Origin of the sequence: Paenibacillus sp. AD87 (genome assembly GCF_001659845.1) — a bacterium.
GTDB lineage: Bacteria > Bacillota > Bacilli > Paenibacillales > Paenibacillaceae > Paenibacillus > Paenibacillus marchantiae.
Genome location: NZ_LXQN01000007.1, coordinates 571,483 through 588,536, shown reverse-complemented (window position 1 = coordinate 588,536; position 17,054 = coordinate 571,483). Strand labels below are relative to the sequence as shown.

Below are 17,054 nucleotides of genomic sequence, written 5' to 3'. Positions count from 1 at the left end.
TTACTTTGTTTTGAACCGGGATGATGCTTCGGCAAGCTGTTTGGTCAATCCATCGATGGTCTGTACCATCTCTGACAGATGCTCGGTCATGCCTGACTGTTCCTCCATCGTCGCGGTTACTTCCTCCACGGATGCAGACACTTCTTCACCTGAAGCAGACAAGTTCTGTGCAGCTCCAATGACGTCATCCTTATCGCGTTCAATGGATTCAATCTCGGAGGCAATCGCCTGAACCTGGTCCATCATTTCATTCATATTTTGGGTGACAAAATTGAACGTTTCCTTGGTCTGACCTACACTGCTCTTATGCTGTTCAGCAATCGCCTCGATGGCTTGTACGCTCCGGTTATTCTGCTCGACATGATCAATCGTCTGCATCACAATCCGGCTGATATCCTCCGATTGGGCTGTGGTCTGCTCCGCCAATTTGCGGATCTCCGATGCAACGACGGCGAAGCCACGCCCATGCTCGCCTGCCCTAGCGGCTTCAATGGAGGCATTGAGTGCAAGCAGCTTCGTCTGATTCGCAATCTCGGTTATCGTACCTGTAATTTGGTGAATGCCGGAGGAACTTTCAGCGAGCTGCACTGTAATCTTGGAAATATTGTTCACTTCGGCCTCGTTCTGTTCGTTCACCGCAATCAACGCATCAATGACCTCATGGTTGCTCTTGAATGCATCCGTGATCTCATCTGCCTTGAGTTTCACCGACTGTGACATCTCATTGACGTTCTCAATTTTATTGCCCACGTTCATGAATTTATCCACGATCGCTTCCGTATCATTGGCCTGAGATTCCATCGCTCGTGAAATTTCAAACGCCGTGGTCGTGGTTTCGGCAATGGAGGTCGAGGTCTGCTGGGTGGAGAGATCCAGTTCGGTTGTACTTGTTTTCAGTACGCTGATGGAATGATTCATGCTGGAAATCAGCTGTTGGTTGCCCGCCGCCATCGTGTTAAAGCTATCCACCAGTTGTTTGAATTCTCCGCTATATTTGCCTTTAGCCTGCACCGTCAGATCCCCGTCTGCAAGTTGTCTGAACAATGCTGTTAGTCTTGTAATGGGTTTGGTAACCAGCAGGGAGATCAGTATTCCTGCGATGACAGACACCGCAATCGCGCTGAACAGGACGATATACATCTGTTTCGCCATTTTCCCTAATGGCTTCTGCACATCACTTAGTTTATCTTCAACAATGATGGTCCAATCCGATCTTGGAATTTTGGAATAAAAGATTACTTTGTCCTTTGTGCTAACATCGCCTTGTTGCAACTGCTCGTTAGAAGGCAGATCAATCAGTGACTGATATTCACCAGACTCAAGCTTCTGCCCCGCCATCTTCTCATCCGCCGAATTGAACATTACCGTGCCCACGCGGTCCAGAATAATGACTTTTCCCTCTTCATTAATGTTGATGTTCTGAAGCTGGTCAACGAAGAACGAGGTTGATGCGGTAGATACAAGTACGCCCTCCACTTGCTTGTTTTCATCGTAGATCGGCATTGCAAAAGCAGTACCCAGCGTACCCAGTGACTTGGAGATAACCCCTTCACTAATTACATTCTGGCCTTGAACCGCCTGTTGAAAATACGCACGATCTGCACGTTCTCCCCCGAGGGCTTCAGGATCGTTCGCTGCAACAACGATGCCTTTCCGGTCCAGCAATATGATATTGCTGTTGCCTTCCATCCCCGCGAGGCTGTCTGCCAATATACCATTGGACTTATCCACGAGTTCACTATTTTCCGAGAAAAAGACATCATCATTCTGTCCTTCGCTATTTCGAATCTCCAGCAATTCCTGAAATGTGCCATGTGTTGTAATCAGGAACGTGGACTGTTCTTCCAACGTTAGTGAAGTGAACAAGCCCGCACCGATCCGGTCAGAGGTTGCTTTAATCTCATCCTTGCTTTTGTCGAGGGTAATCACTGCTGCTACAGTGTAAGATAAAACCGCAGTTACCGCCAATACGAGGGTTACCAGTAAACCGATCATTAGCGGCAATTTGACTCTGAACGACATGTTGATTACGCGTTCTCTCGCCTTCGCGAATACCAAATGAATCCACCTTCCATTTCATCCTTGATTGTGTCCAATATTGTATGGGTTAACTTTATATCGGTAGATATCAATCAATTGTTCAGCAGGAAAAACGTTTGCACTGAAAATGTTTTTTTAAAACTCATATTCATCTATATAAAAACAGAACTATATGTAACTAGTATTATATTTTTATCATTTACTCCATTTGTAAAATAAGGGTATAATTTTCTTTGAATTCATCTATCGTTTCTTTTAGTGAAAAGGGTGCAAAGATAATGAAAAGAACGATTTTACCCAATCAAATTATTGTAGTCGTAATAACTTTACTTCTCTTCATTGCAGGGTGTAGCTCAGGAAAAGATGCCCCTGAATATCTTTCAATTACAAACACGGAATATGTTAATGGAACAGATACCGATGATGGTATGATCATGAGAGTATACACATACGACCTTCAAACGAAGGCTCTAACTGAACTAGCTGATTTACCTTATAGCTCACAATATCCCTTAACTGTAGCTTCCTTAGCAAATGACACCATCTATTATTCAGGAGTTGGAAACGATAAGGGTGACGAGTTGTATTCCTATGGTATTCAGGCACAAACGACTCAACAATTAAGCTCAGGCTTATTTGCAATTAATTCAATTATTCCGGACACCGTTGATCATATATTGGTTATGGCTGCTGTTAAAAAGGGAGAGCGTCCTGTCAAAGTCATTTTCTTTGATCAGAAAACGCAAGAGATGAACATCTTGAATGACGATGATTTGGATACAACTACATGGGATATTTCGTTTAACCCGGAAACGAGTAAAACCTATGCCATCCAATATTCCGAAGAAGAGCAATATAGTCATATGGAGCAGTCCAATAAGGCGCAAACACCGATGGTTCCTCCAAACCATACCATCATTGAAATAGACCCTATTTCCATGCAGACCCGTAAGGTCATTGAGCTGCATGAGGAACAAATCTTAACTCTGTCCGCACGTGCAGATCAGATCATGATTGCCACAGCAAAACACATCAATAAATATCCCATTGAATACAGCATGGTGGATATCAGAACAGGCGAAAGAACGAAAATGTCCATTCCTATCAAGGCCAGCAGCGAATTGCGCTTATCCAAAGATGGACGAGGTTTTTATTTCCTTGGGGAATATGTAGATGCAAACATCAAACATGAACGGGGAATCTATTACTATGATTTGAAAACGCAAGAATTCGAAAAGGTATTTCTTCAAAAAGAGGGATTCATTAATAATTTTATACTTCTATCAAATCCATAATCATTTCGTAATTAAATTCTTACAAAACAATAGCAAAATAGGGACGTTCCTGAGAAACTCAGGCACGCTCTTGTAGAGTGGGCTCACCAATAAGGTGCTTGTTCCACTTGTAATTACAGCGAAGCTTGATAAGCTACTTAACTAATAGGCAGGAAGGAGCAATCAGATGAGTAAGGAATCAATCACAGTACAAACATTAATAGAACAAACCATTAATCAGTATGTATCCTCAGATGCTTACATCCTAAGCATGGAAAGTAACCCTATCCAAGTGGGACTCCAGGCCGTAGAGTTGCTTCGGCATCATATTGAATTCCTAGTCAATGGAGTGCAAAAGGACATTTCTCTCATTACTAAGAAGGCCACGTTCATTGAACGCTCTGCATTGACCAGATTATTTTCACAAGGCGCTAATGTGCCATTTAGTCTAACAAGTGAACCTCATACTGAAGATCGCAGCTTGATCTGTATTCAGGATGTGGACTACCAAACTGATTATAGCCATCTGGATATGGATCTGCTTCAGAATAAAGAATTACGAGCTCTGGCTTACATACATGGAACGAATATGGGGTTAAAAAAAGAAATGCCCTGGATACCCACTGTGGATCGGAATCATATCATCGGCATGATGGAAAATCGTTGGAGACCTTCGTGGAACGCCGCCATAGAAAACCCAGCATTCATTGCGGAATTTGGATTACCAATCATATCGGAAATTGAAGCTGTAGCCAGTACCATCGTAGATGATCTTGAAGTTCTGATCAGAGATGAACATATGCATACGATGATCCATAATGATCTGAATCCCGGAAACGTACTGGTACATAACAATGAAGATGTATATTTTATTGATTGGGAGGAAGCAAGGTATGGCTCCTTGTTCTTCGATATTCCTCTACGCTGTAGCCATATGAGACAAGTAGACATCTATCGGGAGGCCCTAAGTTCCCACGGATACGATATTCCACAAGATCAATTCGAAAAGTATTTCTCCCTGGCATCCCGATACCTTGGCATCCGCTATATGAGTTGGAACCTTGGGGTATGGGAACAACACTCATATGCAAAAGACGACTTAAAAAAGTATATGAAGATGGTAACTCAACCTTTGTTCTCCTGATCCCCTCCTTATTCCAGGTTAGGCGTAAGATGAATTAACTGTTTTACCGGACCAAAAAAGCTCCTACCACCGGAAGTGGCAGGAGCTTACATGATAGGGATTCAGCATGAACAACATGGCATACATTTTTCTCAGATAATTATGAACTGGTGCTTAACCCAGATCTGCAATTCTCTGTTTAATGCGTGGAAATAAACCAAAAGCATTCTCGTAGAATACCTTCTCATGATGCTGCTCCGGCACAAGTCGACGGACGAATTCTGCATACAGATCAATCGGCGCGAGCGGCCAGTCGGTTCCGAACAGCATTTTCTCGTAATGATCCGAATATACCAGCGCTCGGCGGAAATGATCCATGAACAAGGGCTCGTTCATAAACCTTTCAAAATGGGGCCGATCACCGACAACAAGGCCTGACAAATCTGCGTAAACGTTCGGATTCTTCGCAACGACTTCAGCGGCATCCATCACCCAAGGATCACCCAAATGACAGATCATAAAATTCACACCGCGCTGTTGAAAGGCTAATTCGTCTACGGTCAGCGGATGTGCATACTTGAGCAATCCATTCATCGAGTACGTATCCCCCGTATGAATGACCACCGGCACATTATACTTGGCTGCCAGTTCATAGACCGGTGTGTAGATTTTGTCATACACGTAGTGATGATAGTACCCCGCATATAGTTTGATTCCGGCTACCTCCGGAGCTTGCAATCGTGCTTCAATTCGGTCCAGCTCGTCCTGAGCGTTTTCACCACCTAGGTGGTTTGGATTAATGCCGACGCATTCCATGAGGAATGATGGAACCGTTTCTTCCAAATCAAGTCCCATCGGGTTGGGAGAGCTGGAATCCGGGAATGCTCCCTTCGTCTGCTCCGTAACCCCCATTCCGATGCCAAGAATAACGTCGTTCTTATCAAACTCCGCCTTGAGGCCAGCGGCAGAGTAATCCACTTTCGATAAATCTATTGCCGTTCGATGAAAGCTGTCGATGTCCGACAGATGAATGTGAATGTCAATAATCGGCATGTTAAGCCTCCTTTTCACCTTTTGAAGTTGCAAAGTCTAGCTGCAGAAGGCCACGTACATCCTCTGGATTCAGAGGAGTTTGCCCCAAGATCAGATAGGTCGGCTCTGTCCAGACCGTTTCCCCGTTCAGCAGTGGCAGATTGTGATACACATTGTGACCAAGCACCACATTGTTCACAAACCCCGCAGCATTCTGATTAGGATAACGATTCACTGCATGCAGCATGTCTTTACGCGAAACTGCTCCCATTCGCAAGAAACCCTTGGACTGAAGATATCCGTCTACCTTTCCGAGAGGGTACCGCCCTTGCTCGGGGTGTTCCAACCAACCATCAGCAAAGACAGGCGAGGGTTTGAAGAAATGTTCCTCGGCTAGCGAGTAATCCAGCGCCAATCCGCTTTCGTTCGTAACCGAGTGCAACTCACAGAGAACAGGAACGCCGGGCAGCATGAGGTAATGCTGCTGTACCGTGATTCCCCGATTCTCTTCATGCTTCTCGATGCGGGTTGTGATCTGAATTCCTTTCCAGACGTTACCGAACTCATCCTTCCGCTCCGTCCAAGCCGCGCTTCTTTGTTCCAACTGACGGCTGAAACCGTTCATACCAGGGATACCTACACCCAGTCCACCGTACCATGGATTCCACCAGGAACGCGGGGCTGCTTTCGGATACGTGCTGTCCAGCCATTCTTCACCCTGGTACTTCAAGGAATGCACGACACTTCCGAAACCAGGGGCAGCTGCCATCGAAAGAACTCCGTTGCTCACCGTGTACACAGGACCTGCTGGACCTTCCTCAATCACGCAATCAACGGCTGTTCCTGTCTGCGGATACCAGAGGGCTGTACGTTCATGAATCCGATCCTCGCCTCGATATACGGCCCGAGCCTTCCAGCCAAATTCACGTTCTTCTGTCGCATCCTTTTCCGCAGGGGAGAACTGCAATTTAGCAGAGCGCAGATCCTGCTCTCGATTTAATTCCATATCAGCAGCTAAATGCTCTGGTGTGCCACCATTCTGCACGTACAGTTCCAGGTTTCCAGCGAGCGGAACCATCTTCCGTTCGATCAGTTCTGCAGTCAGCACATCCTGGGCAAACGGATTGCCACCACCCAATGCCAGCTCAAGATGGTTGTCCAGCTTCGGTACAACCGGGCTATGCCGTTTTTGAGCGAATGATCGGAAATCCTGCCATTTGGCAAAGGTATTCAGAGCAAATACGGTCGCCTTTGTTTGCACAACGGCTCCTGCTGGAATCCGGCCTAGCTCATGCTGTAACCCCAGCGTGTGTTCCGGACGAAGCAGCTTCAGCGAAGGGTCCCAATAGATACCGCAAGCACCGTACTCTTCCTTGCAGAACAGCCAGTTCTCTGTAATTTGGGCGCTGTCCCAATGGCTCGGATCGCCAGAGTACGCATCGCCCATATCTACATAACGGCCTTGGTACGGGAGAATAAGCCGGTTGCCGAAGAAACCAAAGTTCGTCATCAGGAACATATTCTCTTCCAGCTCTGCGCTGCGCGTATTCCCAATTTCGTGGTAAAATTCCGCAATTCCGTTGGCAGACAGTTTGACCACGGACTTGATCTCTATACCAGGGAAATCTTCCGATTCATACAGTGCTTCGAGAACCTGGTTTTCTCCCTCCGGATAGATGTTGACTTCCTTGGCTTGTTTCTTGGAAAACTCTTCTGCAAATGGCTTACCGAGCTTCGGATAGGTCCACCAGAACGTGTGGACGGAGCCAGGATATTCAATCCACATGTTGTTCTCTTGCTTGCTCATATGGAGGGAGAATGCACCGTTCACGGCCACCCACTGTTCCCCGTTTTCCCCACCGTAACGTCCTTGTGTTCCCTTCATTAGAACAGACAGCTTGGTTGTAAAAGATACCGCTTGTCTATCCGTCGGAACAGCTGTTACCTCTACTTCTCGCGAATAGAGACCATACGAACGCAAGGTGAAAGCTAGCGGTACAGATGCTTTGCCTTTTGCAGGGACCGTAAGGCTCACCGAACGTTCTGCCCACTCCAGGAATTCTTCTTCTGGCAAGTCAAAAGTGAACACTGCTTCGGAATCAAAATTATTCTCCACGTTCAGGTATAGCTCAGCAGGAATGCCTGTATAGAGCTCTTTCACGGGCAACGCCGTGTTGATCTTGGCCGGGAATTTCGGGGCAACGCCCATACGAAACTCGGCTTTTCTGCCACCGATCAGCCATGTGCTTGTGACAACGGGATGGGTCTTATTCTGACTTTGCTCCTCTTGAACCGGATCAAGGTGGAATTCGTCCTCCACGATTACCGTTTCTCCCGGAGCAACTGCTCTTGCAACGTCCAGCGCAAAACGAATATTTTTGTTGTCCTGACCCTTGATCTCGAACTTCAGCTCGGATGCTGAGCGGTTTGTGATTCGGTAGCGAACCTTGTATGTGGAACCAAATACGAGATCATGATCGTCGATCTCTGTGGTAATTTCGTACTCCGGTGTTTCGAGAGCTGTCAGCCCGCGACCCGATTTCTCGAATTCGGCTCGCAAGGAGATATCTCCCTTTTTCCAGGAATAATCAAAGAAATCGAAACCACGCTCCCGTCGGCCATCCGGCTCGATGACGAGTTCACGGGTGCTGTCTGCGTACCAATCCAGCTCCTCAAAATACGGAGCAAGCGCTTCCGTCTGCAAGATGGTCGGGATGAAGTTCATCAGATGCACATTTTCATCCTTTTTCTCCCAGAAGAACCCGCATTTCTTATACATCGGTACAGCCTTGGTGTTACCTGCCCATGTAAACAGATCCAGGCGAGGCCATCCCGCTTCCACAGTCTTGCGAACGGCGTTCAGGATCAGATTACGTCCGACCTTGTAGCCGTGATAATCGGGGCGCACATTCAATAGCGGTACATACAGGGCATTCTCGTCATAACGGTAGTGGGCAAAACTACAGAAGCCAACAACCTCTTTCTCATGAACGGCGAGAAATACATGAAGATTGGACGAAGTCTCCATCTCCCGGCGAACGGTATCCTCCGTTCTCTGGTTGGTGCCACCTCCCCAACTTTCATTGCTGCGGTTCCACATATCAGCGATTGCAGCGGCGTAGGAGGGATCGTATTCGATAATGCGGATTTGTTCCATGATCGAAGTTACTGTCATATTTGGATCTCCTTATCTTTATCTATAGGATGGTCTTCGTGATCATTCGATATGGCCTTTGCCCGATAGCCGCAGAGATAATACAGGCCATGTTTGAAGAAGCTAGCGATAGTCTTATCATACTATAAATGGAAGCTTTTTCAGAGGATTAAAATCTTTCTTTTCAACTTATAAGTGCCTTTCGACTCTTGTTCTAAGCGTCAGTGATGGACGAATAAATTTAGGTATGAAAGAAAAAATCCACGTCTCTGAGTTAGACGTGGATTTAGGTATACGAACAGCTAATAATCTTCAATTATGCCAATATAGAACGGACATTGCGTAGAACTGATTTCATTGGGATTGGCTCATTAAGCGACATACAACAGCAAAACCCGTTACTTCATTAAATTCATGTTAGTACAGTGGTCGGTCGTATGGCTGGGAATGATCAAAGTAGCTCGTTCCCTTCTGTGCCAAAGTCTATTTCTTCATGTCTTGTATCCTGTTTCACTTTAGAGAGCAACGTCTTTAGATGGTTACGTAGTTCCTCATTGGACTCTACAGGCTTGTTTTTTTGGACGCAACAACAATTCATTATCTTCTGTCACCAAAATCTCAATTTCCGAGCCTTCTTCCAGATTAAGAACTTAAGCAATTGGTTGGGAATGCGAATTTACACTGCTATTTCCCCATTTGCTAAGTGTGGGTGTAGTCATGGCAATCCCACGCCTTTCGTTTGATTGATGCTCCGGGGTTTTCCACTTCATCCCTACCAGGGTACTATGCCATCAACTCGCCTTCGCGAGTTTCGTGCCGCGAATCGATGCTGTAGCGTATACCACGAGCGCTGTCCAGATGAGCGCAAAGCCAACGAGCAGAACCGGCGAGACCGATTCCTTGAATACGAATATGCTCAGCAAAAGCATGATCGTCGGCCCGATGTATTGAACGAAGCCGAGCGTTGACAGCGACATCCGGGCGGCTGCTCGCGCAAAAAAGAGCAGCGGTAGCGCCGTGACCACGCCGGAAAGAAGCAATTCAATGAACGTCGGTGCAGGCAGCGTCCATGCCGTCGTTTTCCCCACAACGGCCAAATAGATCCAGTAGCCGAGCGCGACAGGCAGGACTACAGCCGTCTCCGAGAATAAGCCTATAGAAGCGTCTTGCTTGATCTTCTTCTTCGCCAGGCCGTACAAGCCAAATGACGCGGCCAGCGAGATCGCGACCCACGGAAACCGTCCATAGTCAATCGCGATGATAAGCACCGCTGCTCCAGCGATGGCAATCGCGAGCCATTGGCCGCGGTTTGGCTTCTCACGAAGGAAGAGAACCGCTAACAAGACGTTCAGCAACGGATTCAAATAATAGCCAAGGCTTGTCTCGACGACATGGCCGTTGTTGACCGCCCAGATGAAGATAAGCCAATTAACTGCAATCAGCATTCCGCTGGCGGTGAGGGACAGAAGAAGCGAGCGGTTAGTTGCAATCCGCTTTATGTCACCCCAGCGCCGCTGGGCGGCGACCAGAATACCCATAAAAACGAACGACCAGACAACCCGATGCGACAAAATCTCACCTGCCGGAACTTCGCTAAACAACTTCCAATAAAGCGGGAGAACCCCCCACATGATATACGCAATAATAGCGTTGACTAACCCGTTATTCATAATCATTTTTCCCCTCTTCTTGCTCTGATGTCTGAACGGATTATACGTCTCAATCCCCTCTCAAGTAAAGGAAATAATTGATGAATTTGATTTAATTATTATTTATTAGTCAAGGTTAATAATCTTATCAAAGCAGTATGAATCTTTGTCATAGCCATTATGCTCATAGAAAGCATGGGCATCAGTTCGCTTGAATCCGCTACATAAAATAATACTAGATATTCCGAGTTCTTTAGCATAATTTTCAGTATGTCTTAATAGTTGTGTACCTACCCCACGATGCTGGAATTCTTTTTTAACGGCAAGAGCTTGTATATGTAAATAACCAATGGAAACCCCTATGGACAATGCCTGAACTATAGTTACAAAACCAACCACATCATTTTCAAATAATGCAACAAATGTTTTGTAATTCCCGTCCTCATTCATTTTTTCTGTAGTAATTCGAAAATTTTCAGCATTAACATTGCGAATCTCAAGTACATCGTTCCATAAAAATATAACTTCGGTATAATCATTCGCTACAATTTCTCGTATCTTAATCTCCATACCTATTTCCCCCTTAATAGAAATGTTCATTAGAGCATTCGATAATCGATGAAGCAACCCTGCCCGTTATAGCCTCGCGAACGTGATGTAATCGACTTGGACAGGCTCTGCCGATTCGATCCGAAGTACCCGATTGATCTGTCCTCGGTGATATTGCCCATGTAAGAGGACCTGCAACAGGATGTCCCGGACGGATGTTCGGAACGGAACCCCGCTCTGATTCGCATAGTCGATCATCTCGTCCAAATCAGATTCCTTGATTCCTTCGATATAGACGCGATATTGCTCTGCATTTTCTTCGAACATCGTCCGGATCACTGTCAGGTCTTCCGCTTCCTCCCACAACGAATATTGCGCGCTGCCCTTGCCCTGCAATCGGGACAACCAGACTCGTTCCGCGACCGCAACATGCCGAACGAGTTTCAGAAGGTCCTTGTTCTTCGTCCCACTCTCTTCGAGCGCTTCCAAGATACGTCCGTCTACCCAGTAAAGGTGGTCCATCATACACTTGATCGTCTTCATTCCGATTTCCCCCTCTTCGTCTCATCGATTATTTGATTCTATTTAGCGTAATTCCATAAGGACCTGTTTCGCATAAGCATCCCAGTCTGCTTCATCGGTGTTAATCTCTAAAGTCGGAATCAATGATTGTTTTGTAGCCATTCAAAGTCTTTCTTGATTATCTAAAAAAGTTTCACATACTTGGGTAGCAGTAGACTTTCCCATCACATATGACTTCCAAGCTTCACCGCGACTTTCAATAAACCTAGACTCAACAGCATCCGGGGTCAAGGTTAAGAGTACACAACGTGCATTCATCCTGCATAGACGTTTCTCAAGCAACTCAATCTCAGGAGAGGCTTTAAATGCGGCTCTATGATTTACATGAAACCTCTCTAGAAGAAAAAATATACCTTTGGATGGTTTGGAATGACCCAGAGAGTTAATCCAATCGTATTGTTGTTCAAGATAATCAACATGTCGGGTTAGAAGTGAAATATGTTCATCCTTATCCATGGATTTTAAAACACCTTGGTATGAATGCAATACTTGTGAATAGTGCTCACTTAATGCAATTATAGTTTTTTCAATATTCAGTGTTTGACTATGTAATCTCTTTATAGCAGAAAATGATGACGTTTTACCTACAGTAGACATCCCTTCAATAATTACACCCCGAATCATCTTCCTACTCCTCCTAAGCTTCGTGGTATTCTGCCCTTTAGTATACTTAGTGCCGTGAACTAACCTGCCCGTTAGTCGAATAATTTATTAGTTACATCATTCGGAATTGAACCATCATTATAACGATAAGAGAAGAAATACAGCTTAGTATTGCAATCAAAATATGAAGACAACTGAATGAGATTTTTTCTATGAAAATTCTTTCTTTTCTTTGAATGAAACACGAGTAAATTAACACAGTGATCACAATGGGCAGATAATGATAAAGATCCGGTCCATCCTTACTGGGTAATACTTTATTAATATAGCCACTTATTGTTTCATCAATGATCATAAATGTATATATAACTCCGATTAACGCTGAAATAAAAAACTGAAATGCTAACTGAACTAGATTTTTCTTTATAAAGAAGGGACCAATTTTTCGGAATAGGACATTGACCATTATGTATTTGTTGCCTCCTCAACTTTTTGATTAGTACTCCTATATTTCACCATAAAGCTCGTTCTAGTGTCTAGCTTAGTGACATCACATATTGGAATTAACCTGCCCGTTAGTAGAAAAATGCAGCCGATCACGTTGGTCAGCTGCTTTCTTGGATTTATTGAGCTATCGTTTCCCGCTAGTTTAGTGAACCTCTATTATGCATTTGAATAATTAATCGAGACCAATCCTTTGTATCCTCCCATAGTTGAACGAAAAAAAGTATCTTTATATACTAAAAGTGAGACCTTTACATCTAAAGTAATCTTCAACTTGTTTAATTCTTTTCCAATATACTTAACAAAAAGTTCATAACGTCTCTTTAACCATTTAAATGACCTACTCATGATGTTTGTAATTATACGTGTATGAGTGATCCGGTAGGACGTCCAAATTTTAAAAAATAATCCCAACCTTTATTTCGCCTGGCACACTATATAATTGTCAGGAATTACAGATGCAACTATGGAGGCAAAAGATGGATTCAATTGGTAAAAACGGAAAAGAAGCGGCGGAAGCGATTCGGAGCTATGTCAAACCGATTTTTGGTTTTGCGTTAAACCGGGTCAAGCAGCGGGCCGAGGCGGAGGATCTGGCTCAGGAGATTATGCTACAGTTGTTGAAATCCTTCTCTGGGGTGCGGGACATTAGAAGCCTTGACGCTTACGTCTGGACGGTTGCCCGATACACTTGGGTGAATTGGTTGAAAAAGCGTGCGCACGCTCCCCAAGCGTTCGAAATCAACGGCATGTCCGAACTGTCTGCTGCCCCTTCCCGGGATCCGCTTGACCGGCTGCTGGTAACCGAAGCTTACCGCGAGCTCCGCCGAGAAGTCGCGTTTCTGTCCGACACCCATCGCCGGATCGTGGTCATGCATTACTACGACGAGCTTAAAATGGGCGATATCGCGATTGCTCTGAACATTCCTGTCAACACGGTGAAATGGCATTTGAGCGAGGCTAAAAAGAAGTTACGGAAAGGGATGAAACGTATGCGTGCAACAGGAACTTTAAGTGTCAATCCGGTCAGCATGGGGGAAATGGGCCATTCCGGTTCGGCCGGCAGACTGGGCGAAACCAACGATTTTCTTGGACGCGCCTTGGCGCAAAATATCGTTTACGCGGCTTATCACAAGGCGCGTACCGTACATCAAATCGCGGAGGAGCTCGGAATGCCGCCGTCTTTGCTGGAAGGCGAAGTCCGGCACCTGGCCGATTACAATTTTCTCATCCAAACCTCTCCCGGCAAATATCAAAGCAATACCATCGTCTGGGACCTCTTTGAGTTGGCCGTAGCCGGTCATCAATTTTGGCAAGATTGCGCCGCCCAAGTGGCCGATGTTCATTTTGACGCGTTAATGGAAGTTCGTCGGCAAGTCGAGGATAGCGGAGTGTACGTTCCGGACGGCGACTATAACTTCCTGCTCTGGACCTTGCTGCCCAAGAACGTCGAGGAGCAATCTTGGCGGAGCATGCCGACGGGCGAAAACTTCGATGCGGTCGCACCAATGCGAAAGGACGGAGGTCAGTATATTGCCTATGCGGCGTTAAACCGGAGCCACAATGCCGATCCCGGTTTTGATTTGAGTAGTTTCGTCACCTTCGGTCCGTCGCTCCGCTACGTCGAAGACACTCCCTTATACTTGTGGCAATTCAATACTTACTGGAGCGACCGCCAGATGGATTGGCGTTTCCTGGAATACCGGAATGTCGAGATATGTCATGCGTTCCAACAAGGGGAACTGCCCGACAACGAAGAGAACGCCGAGCAATATTCGTTCCTGCTGGAGAAGGGGTACATCCGCAAAACGGAGGAGGGGTACAAGTTCAATGCGGTTTGGATCGACTCTCCGCAAACGTTGGATCGGTTGAACAAGGCAATGCCGGATTTGTCCGCTCTGTATGCGCCTGCTGTTGGCAAGCTCTACGATAAAATGCTCAGCCTGTTCCTGCAAAATCAGCCGAAGCATTTGGAGCCGCAGCTTGCTTATATGGTGAGAGGCAACACCGGCGGAGGCCGGCTTGTCGCTTATATTTTGAAGCATTTGATCGATAACGGGAAGTTGAAACCGCCGTTGCCGCACCAGCAGAAGACGATTTCAACCTGGATGGGGCCGGTCAAGTAAGTCGGTTCGGAAATGTATACGAAGAATGGCCGTTCCCCGGCGGTGGCCATTTTTACACAAAACTCTGTCTGTCCAAAGAAGTGATTAGGACATCACTATTCACCACAGCCCCCTCCTGAACGTATGAAAATGATTAAAAACTACCCATGACGCATGTGCGTCATGGGTAGTTTTTAATCGCAATCGTATCTGCCGGATTTCTCCTTTACCTTACGATTTCTAATCTTTCTTGTCCGCAACCAACCGCGAGAGGCCAGATGCTCCACTACTCAGCAGATCTATTTCGCAATACTGCCCGTTAGTTCAATAAGATAGAGGAGCAGTATTGTCGGGGTCTGAACTAGCTGCACCCCATACTTCCCCATCAACGTTATAACCGCCACCACTCCATTGAAGCAAATAGTCTCCAGTACGCATGCCTTGTGTGAAACCTTCATTAATATTTATCCAATCCATAGATTTCCCGGCATCAATCGTTCTAGCGAAATACACTTTACTAGTATCTATGTGTGTTAAACTAATATTGATTTCATGTCTACTATTGTTCTTTATTAGAAGTTTTATATGTACGAATTCCGAATTTACGGTAAAGGGTTGTTGTACCGTCGCGCCCCCAGAAGCAATATAGTGCGAGGGTTTATTCTCTTCTTCACTTAAAGAATTAGTAAGGGTTGTACTTGTAGACTTGCTTAATAACACACCAAACTTTGGAGTAGAGGTATTCTCTTGAGTTGGACTTATTGAATCACAGGCAGTTACGGCCGCTGTTGTTAAAGATAATATTAAAACAGCAAAAAAAGCCCCTTTTTTTTTCACAACTGTATCCCTCGTATTCTTTTATTAGTTATTCTAGAACTATAAGACGTTCCTCGTTATTAATAACGCTATCAAATAAATGAAAATTACATCTGTAATTCACAAAATGGCTACCCGAAAAGTAAAAACGAATGATTGGTTTGCCATGGGAAACTTCAACGGGTTGAATACCCGTATATTTAAGAGTCCCTTTTACTTTTATTGCTTCACCAGTAACTATATTAGTTGAGGTTGTTACTTCGAGAACAAAATCAGATGCTACTACACTTTGAGTCACAGTTTCTTCATTTTTTTCTGTTGATGAACACCCAGCAAATATCATCGGTACCACTAATACCAACATTAAGATCCAACTACTCATTTTTGTCACATCATATCACCTCTCTCATACTACAACGGATTTATATCGAATTTGTTGCTTAATTTCAAGGATTCAAGTCATTCCGCTTTCGTAGTCTAATTAAAATCAAATAAAATAGGCTCCCATGTAAGATGGCAGCCTTAATTGCTTTCGTTTTCCATTAGTTTGAATTACTGAATCATCTCATTGATTTTGCTAACGCGATCATTTCCTCTTTAGTTAATTCTTTGCTGTCCATTTCAATAAAAGTATCATTTTGTACCCATCGTAGGTATCCTCCTAGTATATGGTGGTTAGCCGATGGTTCAAATCGCCCTTCAATTCCATTTATGTTAATAGTCTCTCCATGTTCATTAAATTTAAAATCCTCGACTATAGTTCGTGTTTTACTTGTTCGGTAACGAACATCGACGTTAGTGACAACTCGGTTTACTTTATATCCACCCGCCTTATGTTCTTCAATTCCAAACAAATATGTCTGTCCTGATTCATCAAAAAAATGAAGTCTAACTTTTGAAACGGATGGACTAATAACAAACGGGTATGGTTCCTTAATTTCTAATTTATAGTTTCCACCCAAGTAAGACGGTGTTAATAATTTAAAATCCGCAACAGTTTTCAGCTTGTCCAAATCTACATTTGAAAAAGCTTGCGTAGGTTTAGCTGATGCGATGAGTAGGTCATTGGTGATTCCAACAGAAAGCGTAAAGATAAAAATCAATGAAACAATCCGTTTAAGCAAGGGCATTCCCTCCACATTTTATGAATCACGTATTTATCTTTAACATAACCTACTACTTATTTCATTAGTCTCCCATTACTTCATAATCATTCGGAATTAATTCATACAAGGTACGAACATCACAACCGACGGTATCGGCGATCGATATGGCAATTTTGAGTGGCATCACTCTTTTGTTTTCAATAAAGTCGTAAACTCGTTCCGGTTTAAAAAGTAATTCTTTTGCCAGCCATTCCACTGACTTTCCGGATTCCATCAATCGTTCATTCAGTAAGCAACGTCCTAGTTCAAATTTCAAGAAACGATGACCTCCTTCATAAGATCACATTTAACCTTAAGCGTAGTCCATTAACAGCATTTCTATACAAAACCAAAAACTAACACGAACTCCCAGTCGTAATGTTTTTATTAGGTCAAGTGGATTTAGATAAGAGGAAAGGCATAGATCAAGGACTTCATTTTACAGCATATTTTTTCGATATATTATGTACAGACTTTT

The 17,054-nt window shown here is 44.6% G+C and carries 15 protein-coding genes; 3 read left to right on the top strand and 12 right to left on the bottom strand.

The window, feature by feature from the left end; all coding sequences use genetic code 11:
* Entirely contained in the window at positions 1 to 2,058 is a 2,058-nt protein-coding gene (locus tag gpAD87_RS02715) for a methyl-accepting chemotaxis protein (RefSeq protein ID WP_082934985.1), read from the bottom strand.
* A 260-nt stretch (positions 2,059 to 2,318) separates the two neighbouring features.
* On the opposite strand from gpAD87_RS02715, the gene gpAD87_RS02710 reads away from it, so the two are divergent.
* Positions 2,319 to 3,335 (top strand): hypothetical protein, encoded by a 1,017-nt coding sequence (locus tag gpAD87_RS02710; protein ID WP_082934984.1) that lies wholly within the window; start codon positions 2,319 to 2,321, stop codon positions 3,333 to 3,335.
* A gap of 166 nt (positions 3,336 to 3,501) precedes the next feature.
* Complete coding sequence (locus tag gpAD87_RS02705) at positions 3,502 to 4,458, top strand: phosphotransferase family protein (protein ID WP_064636032.1); 957 nt, start codon at positions 3,502 to 3,504, stop codon at positions 4,456 to 4,458.
* Between the two features lie 153 nt (positions 4,459 to 4,611).
* Here gpAD87_RS02705 and gpAD87_RS02700 read toward each other — a convergent pair whose 3' ends face one another.
* From gpAD87_RS02700 to gpAD87_RS02675, 7 genes are all read right to left on the bottom strand, one after another.
* Positions 4,612 to 5,490 (bottom strand): amidohydrolase family protein, encoded by an 879-nt coding sequence (locus gpAD87_RS02700; RefSeq protein ID WP_064636030.1) that lies wholly within the window; start codon positions 5,488 to 5,490, stop codon positions 4,612 to 4,614.
* A 1-nt stretch (position 5,491) separates the two neighbouring features.
* The gene (locus tag gpAD87_RS02695; RefSeq protein WP_064636028.1) at positions 5,492 to 8,644 is read right to left on the bottom strand and encodes a GNAT family N-acetyltransferase; all 3,153 of its coding nucleotides are present in this window, start codon (positions 8,642 to 8,644) and stop codon (positions 5,492 to 5,494) included.
* Between the two features lie 530 nt (positions 8,645 to 9,174).
* Positions 9,175 to 9,234 carry a hypothetical protein gene (locus gpAD87_RS32880; RefSeq protein WP_331710908.1) on the bottom strand — a complete coding sequence of 20 codons (60 nt, stop codon included), beginning with the start codon at positions 9,232 to 9,234 and terminating at the stop codon, positions 9,175 to 9,177.
* 180 nt (positions 9,235 to 9,414) lie between these two features.
* Complete coding sequence (gene rarD, locus gpAD87_RS02690) at positions 9,415 to 10,293, bottom strand: EamA family transporter RarD (RefSeq protein ID WP_064640718.1); 879 nt, start codon at positions 10,291 to 10,293, stop codon at positions 9,415 to 9,417.
* 105 nt (positions 10,294 to 10,398) lie between these two features.
* Positions 10,399 to 10,842 carry a GNAT family N-acetyltransferase gene (locus gpAD87_RS02685; RefSeq protein ID WP_064636026.1) on the bottom strand — a complete coding sequence of 148 codons (444 nt, stop codon included), beginning with the start codon at positions 10,840 to 10,842 and terminating at the stop codon, positions 10,399 to 10,401.
* A gap of 66 nt (positions 10,843 to 10,908) precedes the next feature.
* Positions 10,909 to 11,364, bottom strand: coding sequence for a DinB family protein (locus gpAD87_RS02680; RefSeq protein ID WP_064636023.1), 456 nt, complete (start codon positions 11,362 to 11,364; stop codon positions 10,909 to 10,911).
* Between the two features lie 141 nt (positions 11,365 to 11,505).
* Positions 11,506 to 12,027, bottom strand: coding sequence for a hypothetical protein (locus gpAD87_RS02675; RefSeq protein ID WP_064636021.1), 522 nt, complete (start codon positions 12,025 to 12,027; stop codon positions 11,506 to 11,508).
* 962 nt (positions 12,028 to 12,989) lie between these two features.
* Between gpAD87_RS02675 and gpAD87_RS02665 the strand changes: the two genes are divergently transcribed.
* Positions 12,990 to 14,636, top strand: a complete 1,647-nt coding sequence (locus gpAD87_RS02665; RefSeq protein WP_064636017.1) for an RNA polymerase sigma factor — start codon at positions 12,990 to 12,992, stop codon at positions 14,634 to 14,636.
* A gap of 303 nt (positions 14,637 to 14,939) precedes the next feature.
* Here gpAD87_RS02665 and gpAD87_RS02660 read toward each other — a convergent pair whose 3' ends face one another.
* The 4 genes from gpAD87_RS02660 to gpAD87_RS02645 form a co-directional block, all read right to left on the bottom strand.
* Positions 14,940 to 15,452, bottom strand: coding sequence for a hypothetical protein (locus tag gpAD87_RS02660; RefSeq protein WP_064636015.1), 513 nt, complete (start codon positions 15,450 to 15,452; stop codon positions 14,940 to 14,942).
* 28 nt (positions 15,453 to 15,480) lie between these two features.
* Positions 15,481 to 15,813 carry a hypothetical protein gene (locus tag gpAD87_RS02655; RefSeq protein ID WP_231952415.1) on the bottom strand — a complete coding sequence of 111 codons (333 nt, stop codon included), beginning with the start codon at positions 15,811 to 15,813 and terminating at the stop codon, positions 15,481 to 15,483.
* A gap of 178 nt (positions 15,814 to 15,991) precedes the next feature.
* Positions 15,992 to 16,555: a DUF4367 domain-containing protein gene (locus gpAD87_RS02650; protein ID WP_064636011.1), complete on the bottom strand. Its 564-nt coding sequence runs from the start codon at positions 16,553 to 16,555 to the stop codon at positions 15,992 to 15,994.
* Positions 16,556 to 16,619: 64 nt separating this feature from the next.
* Positions 16,620 to 16,853 (bottom strand): hypothetical protein, encoded by a 234-nt coding sequence (locus gpAD87_RS02645; RefSeq protein ID WP_064636009.1) that lies wholly within the window; start codon positions 16,851 to 16,853, stop codon positions 16,620 to 16,622.
* Positions 16,854 to 17,054: the final 201 nt, after the last annotated feature.